Origin of the sequence: Pseudoalteromonas sp. P1-9 (genome assembly GCF_001399975.1) — a bacterium.
Classification (GTDB): Bacteria; Pseudomonadota; Gammaproteobacteria; order Enterobacterales; family Alteromonadaceae; genus Pseudoalteromonas.
Window position 1 is genome coordinate 24,740 of record NZ_LKBD01000043.1, and the last position, 10,149, is coordinate 34,888.

General features: G+C 40.3%; 9 protein-coding genes. 8 read left to right on the forward strand and 1 reads right to left on the reverse strand.

Annotated features, from left to right (window positions below):
- Positions 1-49: 49 nt before the first annotated feature.
- A complete protein-coding gene (locus AN214_RS18980) occupies positions 50-2,506 on the reverse strand; it encodes a penicillin-binding protein 1A (protein WP_054981142.1) in 2,457 nt (818 codons plus the stop codon).
- Positions 2,507-2,641: 135 nt separating this feature from the next.
- On the opposite strand from AN214_RS18980, the gene AN214_RS18985 reads away from it, so the two are divergent.
- The 8 genes from AN214_RS18985 to AN214_RS22890 all read left to right on the forward strand — a co-directional run.
- Positions 2,642-3,721: a pilus assembly protein PilM gene (locus AN214_RS18985; RefSeq protein WP_054981143.1), complete on the forward strand. Its 1,080-nt coding sequence runs from the start codon at positions 2,642-2,644 to the stop codon at positions 3,719-3,721.
- Complete coding sequence (locus AN214_RS18990; protein ID WP_054981144.1) at positions 3,709-4,275, forward strand: PilN domain-containing protein; 567 nt, start codon at positions 3,709-3,711, stop codon at positions 4,273-4,275. Before AN214_RS18985 ends, AN214_RS18990 begins: the two co-directional genes overlap by 13 nt.
- A complete protein-coding gene (locus AN214_RS18995) occupies positions 4,272-4,877 on the forward strand; it encodes a type 4a pilus biogenesis protein PilO (protein WP_054981145.1) in 606 nt (201 codons plus the stop codon). The genes AN214_RS18990 and AN214_RS18995 overlap by 4 nt, the downstream gene beginning before the upstream one ends.
- Positions 4,874-5,407, forward strand: coding sequence for a pilus assembly protein PilP (locus tag AN214_RS19000; RefSeq protein WP_010562139.1), 534 nt, complete (start codon positions 4,874-4,876; stop codon positions 5,405-5,407). The genes AN214_RS18995 and AN214_RS19000 overlap by 4 nt, the downstream gene beginning before the upstream one ends.
- Positions 5,394-7,478, forward strand: coding sequence for a type IV pilus secretin PilQ (locus AN214_RS19005; RefSeq protein ID WP_054981146.1), 2,085 nt, complete (start codon positions 5,394-5,396; stop codon positions 7,476-7,478). Before AN214_RS19000 ends, AN214_RS19005 begins: the two co-directional genes overlap by 14 nt.
- 142 nt (positions 7,479-7,620) lie before the next feature.
- Positions 7,621-8,139 carry a shikimate kinase AroK gene (aroK, locus tag AN214_RS19010; RefSeq protein WP_054981147.1) on the forward strand — a complete coding sequence of 173 codons (519 nt, stop codon included), beginning with the start codon at positions 7,621-7,623 and terminating at the stop codon, positions 8,137-8,139.
- An 18-nt stretch (positions 8,140-8,157) separates the two neighbouring features.
- Positions 8,158-9,237, forward strand: a complete 1,080-nt coding sequence (aroB, locus tag AN214_RS19015) for a 3-dehydroquinate synthase (RefSeq protein ID WP_054981148.1) — start codon at positions 8,158-8,160, stop codon at positions 9,235-9,237.
- On the forward strand, positions 9,227-10,149 hold a 923-nt coding region (locus AN214_RS22890), incomplete at its 3' end, for an ATP-binding protein (RefSeq protein WP_200911146.1). The genes aroB and AN214_RS22890, both read left to right, overlap by 11 nt.

A 10,149-nucleotide genomic window follows, 5' to 3' on the forward strand; every position in this document is an offset into this window, starting at 1 on the left:
AGCGGCTTTTTGTTTTATTTGAACTGATTTATATAAATGAATGGTGCCGTTAAAATAGCTCTTCAGTTGTTTTTCCTGAATCAGTCGTTGTTGTATAAGGGTCAAATAAATTCTGCACTTCTTGCTGAGTATACTGCGTTGGTGCTGTGCCCTTAATAAAATACTCAAATCGTGACGAATTATCGGTTTTTTTAGTTAGTAACCCTGATTTACGGTCGATTCTTACAGAGACGAGCCCTTCAGGTTGTTCAATAGGTGCGCTAGGCATACCTCTTAGTGCTTCACGCATATAATCAAGCCATGCAGGCTGCGCCGTTCGTGCACCAGATTCACCGCCTGCAAATTGATTACGACTTAAATTATTGTTGTAACTTACTCTGCCTAAACGCTTGCCAGCATCATCAAAGCCGACCCATACAGTAGTAATTACTTGGCTGTTAAAGCCTGAGAACCAAGTATCTACAATATCGTTTGTAGTACCGGTTTTACCTGATAAGTCACTGCGTTTTAAATCTTTTGCACGCCAGCCAGTGCCAACCCAACCTGGTTCTCCATAGATTGCAGTGTTCATCGCGTCGGCAATTAAAAAGGCATTTTGTTCGCTAATTACGCGAGGTGCGTAATGAAAGCTATCACGCACTTCTTCTGCGCTACACTGATTGCAAACTACTAACGGTTGAGATTTATATATGATGTTGCCTTCGGCATCTTCAATACGGTCAATAAAATAAGGTTCAATTAAATGCCCGCCATTGGCAAATGTTGCCATACCACGCGCCACTTCCAAAGGGGTTAACGAAGCTGCACCGAGTGAGAGTGCTTCATGGGGTTTAATGTCTTCAGGTGAAAAGCCAAATTTAAGTAAATGGTCAACTGTTTCGCGTGCCCCTATGCCTCGTAACAGGCGTACTGCAACCACGTTTTTAGACTGCGCTAATGCGCGACGCACGCGAATTGGTCCATCGTAATTAGCTGGGCTATTTTCTGGGCGCCATGCGATGCGTTGCGCAGAGTTCCAGCTATTTATTGGTGCATCGTTAATTATTGAGCCTAACGAGTAGCCGTGCTCAATTGCAGCTGAATAAAGGAATGGCTTAATGTTTGAACCCACTTGACGTTTTGCTTGGGTTGCGCGGTTGTATTGCGATAACTCGAAGCTATAACCACCAACAAGTGACTCAATTGCACCGGTTTGAGGATTAAGAGACACTATTGCACTGCTCACGTCGGGCATTTGGGATAGTTTATATTGACCATCTTGATTTTGCTGTAGCCAAACGAACGCCCCAGGATAGAGTATATCTGAAGTTGTTTCAGGCGGCTTTCCTTGGCGTGAATGTGAAATGTATGGACGAGCCCACTTTAATCCATCCCATGGAATTGTGATTGAATTGCCGTTTTTAAGTACTGCATAAGCATTTTGTTCATCAATTTGTTCCACAACAGCTGCTTTCAAATAACCGATTTCATTTACTGATTCGAGATAAGACAGGATTTCATTACGTTGCCAAGCTGTGTCAGTTTCGGAGTTCCATAAATAAATGTTAACTCCTCTAAAACCATGACGATGGTCATAGCTATGAATATTATCCATTAAAGCTTTTTGCGCAGCCGCTTGGTTTTTAGCTGTGATAGTTGCGTAGACTTTATAACCGTTATTATAAGCACCGTCTAATCCGAAGCGAGCAACCATGTCTGCTCGAATCATTTCTGAAATATAAGGTGAAGAAAACTCGATTTCTGCACCGTGTTTTTTCGCTGTTATTGGCGCTTTACTTGCTTCGTCAAATTGTGCTTGTGAAATGTATCCTTCAACTAACATACGTGAGAGAACAACGTTGCGGCGATGTTTTGCTCGAGTTGGATTACTAATGGGGTTTAGTGACGAAGGAGCTTTCGGCAAGCCAGCTATCATAGCAAGCTGTGGCAAATTAAGTTGATCTAAATCTTTGCCGTAGTAAACCTGCGCAGCTGCGCCAACACCAAATGCACGATGACCAAGTTCTATTTTATTGAGATAAAGTGCCAATATTTCATCTTTTGTCATTAGGCTCTCAATATGCAACGCAATAAAAATTTCTTTTATTTTCCGCATGTATGCTTTTTCGCGCGTTAAAAAGAAGTTACGCGCCGTTTGCATGGTAATGGTACTGGCACCTTGTTTCTTTTCGCCTGTTGTAATTAGTACGATTGCAGAGCGGACAATGCCGATTGGGTCGATGCCGGGGTGATCGTAGAAACGATTATCTTCAGTGGCGAGTATGGCGTTTAAAAAATCTTGCGGAATTTGATCTATCGTAACCGGAATACGTTTTTTTTCACCAAATTGGTTGATTAATTGGCCATCTTTGGTGAATACTTGCATAGGTGTTTGAAGTTGCACGTCTTTTAAAACGGCAACGCTGGGTAGTTCGGGCTTTACGTAAAAGTAAAGGATAACTACTGCAAAAGTACCAAGAATGGTACATATGATAATAAAACGTAAAAAGTTTTTTATAAAAGCCACAGAAAATTCCCGAGAATGGACTCCCAATTACAAGATAACACTGGTAGTATATCCTGATTAATTTTTGAATAAAATTTTTTCGCTAGATTTTATAAAGTTATTATAATTATAAAAAAAAGGATTAGCGTTAGGTTTATGATAGGTCAACTGTTTAAAAAACCACAGCCTCTGATGGTTGGTATTGATATTGGCTCTCACTCGGTCAAAGCCGTGCTATTAAGCCAAAAAGACACTCATTATCGACTTGAAGCGTTTGCTGTCGAGCCAATGCCTAAAGGGGCAATGGCAGAAAGGACGATCCAAGATATTGAAGCTGTTGGTCGTGTAATCAATAAAATTCGTAAAAAACTCCCCAAAAACATTTCAGAAGCGGCAACTGCTGTATCTGGTCAGGCGGTTATCACGAAAGTTATTTTTATGGATGTAGCCTTAACGGATGCTGAATTAGAATCTCAAATAGAAATTGAAGCAGATAGCTTGATTCCTTACCCACTTGATGAAGTGAGTTTAGATTTTGAAAAGCTTGACGTGAACGATGCTGATCCATCAAAAGTAAACGTTTTGCTTTCAGCTGCGCGTACAGAAAGTGTTGAAGCGCGTGCTGGAGCCGTTGAGTCAGGTGGCTTTGTGCCTAAAGTTGTTGATGTTGAGGCGTATGCGTTAAGTCGTAACCTTGAATTGTGCTACGACTTCCTGCCAGAAGACGCTGCAAGCAAGGTTGTTGCCTTTATTGATGTAGGTGCAACGATGACGCTAATTAGCGTAACCCAGAACGGTGAGACGTTGTATACCCGAGATCAGGTTTTTGGTGGAGAACAATATACGCAAAGTATTGTTTCTTATTACAATAAGAGTTTCGATGAAGCGGAACTTGCAAAAACGTCCGGTGACTTACCACCAAACTATACGTTTGAAGTGTTAGCACCGTTCCAGACATCATTTTTGCAACAGGTTCGTCGTGCTATCCAAATGTTCTTAACCACAAGTGGTAAAGACCAAGTTGACTATATCGTATTATCTGGAGGTACCTCGTTAATCTCTGGCTTAGATAAGCTACTGATTGATGAGTTAGGTATTCATTCAGTCATTATGAATCCATTTGAAAAGATGGAGCTAGCACCGGGCGTGGACCGTGAATCTTTAGAGAAGAACCAAGCACAGTTAGCAGTAGCGACGGGCTTAGCACTAAGGAGTTTTTCACCATGCCACATATAAACCTCTTGGCGTGGCGTGATGCGTCGCGCAAGGAAGCACAAAAGCAGTTTGTCACGATTCTTGTGCTCGTTGTTATTGTTGCGTTTGGCAGTATGTTTGCGCTCAGTATGTTCTATGGTGCATTAAAAGATGGCCAAAATGTGCGTAATAACTTCCTTACTTCAGAAATAGCATTATTAGATCAGCGAATTAAAGATATTAATGAGCTAGATAAACGAAAAGCTAGTTTGCAGCAACGTATGCGCCTTATTGAAGAATTACAGAGTAACCGAAACCTTGGTACACAGATAATGGATGAGGTTGCACTGGTAGTTCCTTCAGGTGTTTACTTAACAAGCTTAGAGCGTCGTGATAGAGCGTTACAGATCGTTGGTAAAAGTGAATCACATAACCGTGTATCTGCTATGTTACGTAAGCTTGAAGAATCATACTTATTTGAAGATGCAATTATGCAAGTGATTGAAGCAGGCGACCAAGAGCTGCGTTTGCTTAACGATTTTAACCTAAGGTTTAGAGTTAAGCCGTTCGAAGAAATTAGCGAGGTTCAAAAATGAATATCGACTTAAAATCGCTAAATGAAATCGATTTAGATGAGTTAGATTTAGAGAACGTTGGTAGTTGGCCACTTGCTGTTAAAGTTATCGTTTGCTGTATCGCTGCAGGCTTAGTTGCGTTTTTTACATATTCAATGTTGGTTTCAAGCGAAATTGAAGCCTATGAAAGAGCACAACAAAAAGAGCAAGAATTGCGAACTTCTTATCGTCAAAAGTATGACGTAGCGAGTAAGTTAGAAATTTATCGTCAACAAATGGTTGAAATGGAAGAGAAGTTTTCACAGCTTTTGAAACGTCTTCCTACTTCAAGTGAAACACCTGGCTTAATTGAAGATTTATCTTACATTGGAACATCAAGCGGTTTAACGTTCCACAAAGTTGAATGGATGCCAGAGATCGAAAAAGAGTTCTACACTGAGTTACCAATTAAAATTGAAGTGGTAGGTAGTTACCATGATTTTGGTGAGTTTGTAAGTAAAGTAGCTGAGTTACCTCGTATTATCAGCTTACATGACTTCACAATTGAAGGTGGGGAACAACAAGAGCAGTTAGAGTTTAGCGTTGTTGCTAAGACCTACCGCTACGAAGGGGAGCGCGAATGAAAAAATTAGCTATTTTAGCTTTGCCTCTAATTCTTAGTGGCTGCTTTGATGATTTAACGGAACAACAAGAATTTATTAATCAGGTGCGTGCTAATACTAATAATAACGTAGAGCCAATTCCTGAAATTAAGAACTTTAACCACTTTGCTTACACAGCCAGCGAAAAGCGAAGCCCTTTTGTAGCACCAAAACCAGAGGTTATTCAGGATCGATTATTGCAAGTGCAAAACTGCTTGCATCCTGATCCCCGTCGTAGAAAGGAGGCGCTAGAGCGCTTCCCGTTAGAAAATCTACAAATGCGTGGCACAATCGGCTCAGCAACAGAGCTATTAGCACTTATTACAGCTCCTGATAACTCATTGCATGAAATTGGTGTTGGTGAGCGAATGGGACTATTTAATGGCAAGGTTACTCAGGTACAAAATGGCTTTATTGAGCTGCTAGAATTAATACCTGATGGTGCAGGATGTTGGAAAGAACGCCTGACGAAAGTGGAAATCGTGGAGGCAGGCAGCAATGCGTCAAGTTAATAATAAAGGGTTTAATAATATGCGATTAGCAGTAGGTCTACTTCGTAAAGGCTTTTCAACTTTACTAGCAGCAGGTTTATTGGTGCTTTCATTTGGGGCGTCGGCTGTTCCGCTGCTATATGATGTGCGCTATAACCCATTACTCGATGGTGAAACTGAAATCGAATTCGTATTTGATGAAGAAATTTATGTAGAACCAAAGATTCAGGTGTTTTCAGAACCAGCACGTATCGAATTATTTTTCGATGAGGCTGACTTTGAGGAAAACTTAACAGAAGTTTTGATTAACAAAGCTGGTGTTAAACGTGTTACTCATGCATTTGAGAATGATGGTTTTAAAGTAACTGTATTTTTAGATTATCTTAAAATTTATCAAACACGCGTAGATAAGAACCTTTTCTACTTACATGTAAGCGATAACCCAACGCAAGATGTAGCGGAAACTTCAGCAGTTGAAGATAGCTCAAGCTATATCAACAAAATTCAAGCAATTGATTTTCGTCGCGGTGAAAGTGGGGAAGCTCGCGTTATGATTTTCTTACAAGAAAACATGGCAGCTATCGATGTTAGCGAAAAGGCGGGCAAAATTGTTGCTGAGTTCCATAATACCGACATTCTTGATGACCTTCTTTATCAGTTGGATGTAATGGATTTTGGTACGGTCGTTAGCACTGTTGAAACATTTAAAGATGGTATTAATAGCCGTATTGTTATCGATACAACAACGGGATTCGATTATAACTACCAACAATTGGATAATATCTTCACGTTAACAGTTGAAAAAGATGAATCAAAGCGCAGCTTCCTAGGTGACGGCAAAGATTACCAAGGTAAGCCGATGTCACTTAACTTCCAAGATATTTCTATTCGTCAAGTACTTCAAATTATTGCGCAATATAACAACTTCAACTTAGTAACAAGTGACTCAGTTGAAGGTAATATTACACTGCGTTTAGATGGTGTGCCTTGGGACCAAGCGCTTGATGTGGTTCTTCGTATGAAGGGCCTTGACAAACGCATGGATGGTTCAATTTTGATGGTTGCACCAACAGAAGAGCTAGCGTCTCGTGAAGCTCGAGAGTTAGAAGTGAAGCAAAAAGTTGCTGAGTTAGAGCCTCTGTATAGTGAATATATTCAATTAAACTACGCAAAGGCAAAAGACTTCTCTGAATTACTTAAGTTTGAAGGCAACAGCATTTTATCGAGTCGTGGCTCTGTTTCAGTGGATGAGCGTACAAATACACTGTTAATCAAAGATACTGCAGCTAGTATCGAAAGTGTTCGCCGCATGATTGAGAATCTAGATATTCCTGTTAAGCAGGTTAAAATTGAATCTCGCATGGTAACTGTACGCGATAACGTACAAGAAGATCTTGGCATTCGTTGGGGCTTTAGCGACCAGCAAAATTCTGATGGCGTATCAGGCACGCTTGAAGGGGCAAATAGCATCGGTAACGGTATCATTCCAGCGTTAAGCGACCGCTTGAATGTTAACTTACCAATTGCTAACCCAGCAGGTAGTATTGGTATTCACGTAGCTAAACTTGCAGATGGCACGCTAATTGATCTAGAACTATCGGCGCTAGAACAAGAAAATAAAGCGGAAATCATTGCAAGCCCAAGTATTACTACGGCAAACCAAAAAGAAGCACGCATTGAACAAGGTACTGAAATTCCTTATGTTCAAGCAGCTTCAAGTGGTGCAACAACGGTTGAGTTCAAAAAAGCTGTATTAAGCTTAGAGGTAACACCACAAATTACACCTGATGATAAGATTATCTTAGATCTTGTTATCACTCAGGATACGCGTGGTGATACGGTGCAAACAGCAACAGGCCCAGCTGTTGCGATTGATACGCAAAAAATCCGCACACAAGTACTTGTTGATAATGGCCAAACCATTGTGTTGGGTGGTATTTATCAACAGCAGATTGTGAGCAACACCAAGAAAGTTCCTCTGTTAGGTGATATTCCTTATCTTGGTTACTTGTTCCAATCAAATAGTGAATTTAATGAGAAGAAAGAGTTGCTTATCTTTGTAACTCCTAAAATTCTTAATGATTCTTTGTAATTAAAAAGGGCTGAATAGCCCTTTTTAATGTATAACACTTGAAAACCTTGCCTGTTTGTTGAGATAATCCCTGCCTTACTTTTGGGGACCAGCTAATAAGCGGGGTTTTTTTTAATTTTAGAGTTCGTTTGTACTAAAAGATATGGCTGAAAAACGTAATATATTTCTAGTGGGCCCAATGGGCGCAGGTAAAAGCACTATTGGTCGTCACCTTGCAGACCAACTTCATTTAGAGTTTTTTGACTCAGACCAAGAGATCGAGCGTCGCACAGGTGCGGATATCGCTTGGGTTTTTGATATTGAAGGTGAAGAAGGGTTTCGTCGCAGAGAAGAGTCTGTTATTTCCGACTTAACAGAAAAGCAAGGGATCGTACTAGCAACAGGCGGTGGCTCTATTATTAGTAAAGATGTACGTAATAAGTTATCTGCTCGTGGTATTGTTGTTTACTTAGAGACACCAATTGAGAAACAACTAGCGCGTACACAACGCGACAAGAAACGTCCGTTGCTTCAAACTGAAGAAGCGCCTAAAGATGTGTTAGTTCGTCTTGCTGATGAGCGCAACCCTCTTTACGCTGAAGTTTCAGATTTTGTTGTTCGTACTGATGAACAAAGTGCAAAAGTAGTTGCTAATCAAATTATCGAAAAGATAAATTTCTAAATATAAAAGGGGATGCGCATGCTTGAATTATCAGTTAATTTGGGTGAGCGCAGCTACCCGATTTATATTGCACAAAATAATCTTACCGATAGTCCAAATTTATCCAACATTTTGGCAGGTCGCAAAGTGGTGATTGTTTCAAATGAAACAATCGCTCCTATCTATTTAGATAAATTTACATCCCAATTACCAAATAATGATTTTCTCTCTTGCATTATTCCCGATGGTGAGCAATTTAAATCTCTAGAATACTTCGAATTCATTAATCGCTTTCTGTTAGAGCATAATTGTGGCCGTGATACTTGCCTTATTGCGCTTGGCGGAGGTGTGATTGGTGATCTTACTGGTTTTGTCGCTGCATGCTATCAACGTGGCATTGATTTTATCCAAGTACCAACCACACTACTTTCACAGGTGGATTCATCGGTTGGCGGGAAAACAGCGGTCAACCACCCGCTCGGTAAAAATATGATTGGTGCGTTTTACCAACCAAAAGCTGTTTATATCGATAACAACACACTTAATACGCTACCAAGCAGAGAATTTGCTGCTGGTATCGCAGAAGTGATTAAATATGGTTTAATTTACGATGTCGATTTCTTTAAATACATTGAAGATAACGTCGCCGAAATAAAAGCGCATAACTCGGAACAATTAAGCCAAATTATTTATCGTTGCTGTGAAATCAAAGCCGAAATCGTTGCGCAAGATGAAAAAGAGGCGGGTTTACGTGCATTACTAAACCTTGGTCATACTTTTGGTCACGCAATTGAAGCAGAGATGGGATATGGTAACTGGTTGCACGGCGAAGCAGTTGCAACTGGTATGGTTTTAGCATCCCAATTAGCATACCTAAAAGGCAAGCTATCAGAGGCAGAATTGAAACGTATTGCAAACTTGATTGCTGAATTTGAGTTGCCGGTTAGCGCACCGGCGTCAATGTCGTGTGCTGATTTTGTAAAACACATGGTTAAAGATAAGAAAAACAAGCAAGGCGTCATTCGATTCATTATTCCAAGCAAATTTGGCGGCTGTGAGCTAGTTGATGATGTTACGCCGCAAGAGCTAGAAGAGTTATTTAAGCTGCATGCAAACTAAAATATTGCCCAGTAGGCAAGCACTTGTTGATCGAATTGAACTGCAGTTTGCCTACGGTAATAATTTTATCTGTCTCATTTCAGAAGTTGGACTTGGAAAAAGTTATCTTGCTGAGACATTCATTTCCGAAAAATTTACAGAGCATAACAAAGCTTATGTTAAAGCAACGCGCAGTGCGCAAGACCGTCATCTAATCGGGCAAATTCTTGAGCAAAGCTTTTCAAATCCATTGATTGATTATGATCTGACTATAGTTGAAAACTTTATTGGGTTAACAGGTGAATCGATAGAGCCACTGTTGATTGTTATTGATGATGCTCACTCTATTAGTGATGATTTTGCAAATGAACTGTTTCAACTAACCGAGTCTTACCAAGGTCAGATTCGAATTTTATTAACTGCAACACGACAGCTTCCAGTAGCTGATGCGATTAACATGCATATTGAAGCATTAGATCAGATTGAAAGTCTAGCGCTAATGAAAATGTATTTTAGTGATTTACCAAGTGTTGATGAACCTATTTTTAAAGCATTTATTGAAGCTTCTAATGGTAATCCTCAGCTACTATTAGCTTGGAAAAAAGATAACTCCGAGTTGCAGGTGGCGATGCAAAAACGCAGTAGGCAGTATAAAGTCTACCTTTTGCTAATTAGCATATTAATACTGATTGGGTTGTTAACTTCCTTAGCTTGGTACTTTTTTGATAAAAAGAATATTCAAGCTGCTTCAGTTAGCAATCAACCAACAACTGCAATTACTATTGAAGATGTTTCATTATCTAAACCTGTTGACGTAACAGCTAAACTCGACAAAACTTCTGGTCAGCCAGAGCAGCAGCCAGAGCAGCAGCCAGAGCAGCAGCCAGAGCAGCAGCCAGAGCAGCAGCCAGAGCAGCAGCCAGAGCAGCAGCC

What these genes read in the sequence shown, in the direction of transcription:
- AN214_RS18985 (WP_054981143.1), top strand. Translation starts at nt 2,642, where the DNA reads ATGATAGGTCAACTGTTTAAAAAACCACAGCCTCTGATGGTTGGTATT.
- AN214_RS18990 (WP_054981144.1), top strand. Translation starts at nt 3,709, where the DNA reads ATGCCACATATAAACCTCTTGGCGTGGCGTGATGCGTCGCGCAAGGAA.
- AN214_RS18995 (WP_054981145.1), top strand. Translation starts at nt 4,272, where the DNA reads ATGAATATCGACTTAAAATCGCTAAATGAAATCGATTTAGATGAGTTA.
- AN214_RS19000 (WP_010562139.1), top strand. Translation starts at nt 4,874, where the DNA reads ATGAAAAAATTAGCTATTTTAGCTTTGCCTCTAATTCTTAGTGGCTGC.
- AN214_RS19005 (WP_054981146.1), top strand. Translation starts at nt 5,394, where the DNA reads ATGCGTCAAGTTAATAATAAAGGGTTTAATAATATGCGATTAGCAGTA.
- aroK (WP_054981147.1), top strand. Translation starts at nt 7,621, where the DNA reads ATGGCTGAAAAACGTAATATATTTCTAGTGGGCCCAATGGGCGCAGGT.
- aroB (WP_054981148.1), top strand. Translation starts at nt 8,158, where the DNA reads ATGCTTGAATTATCAGTTAATTTGGGTGAGCGCAGCTACCCGATTTAT.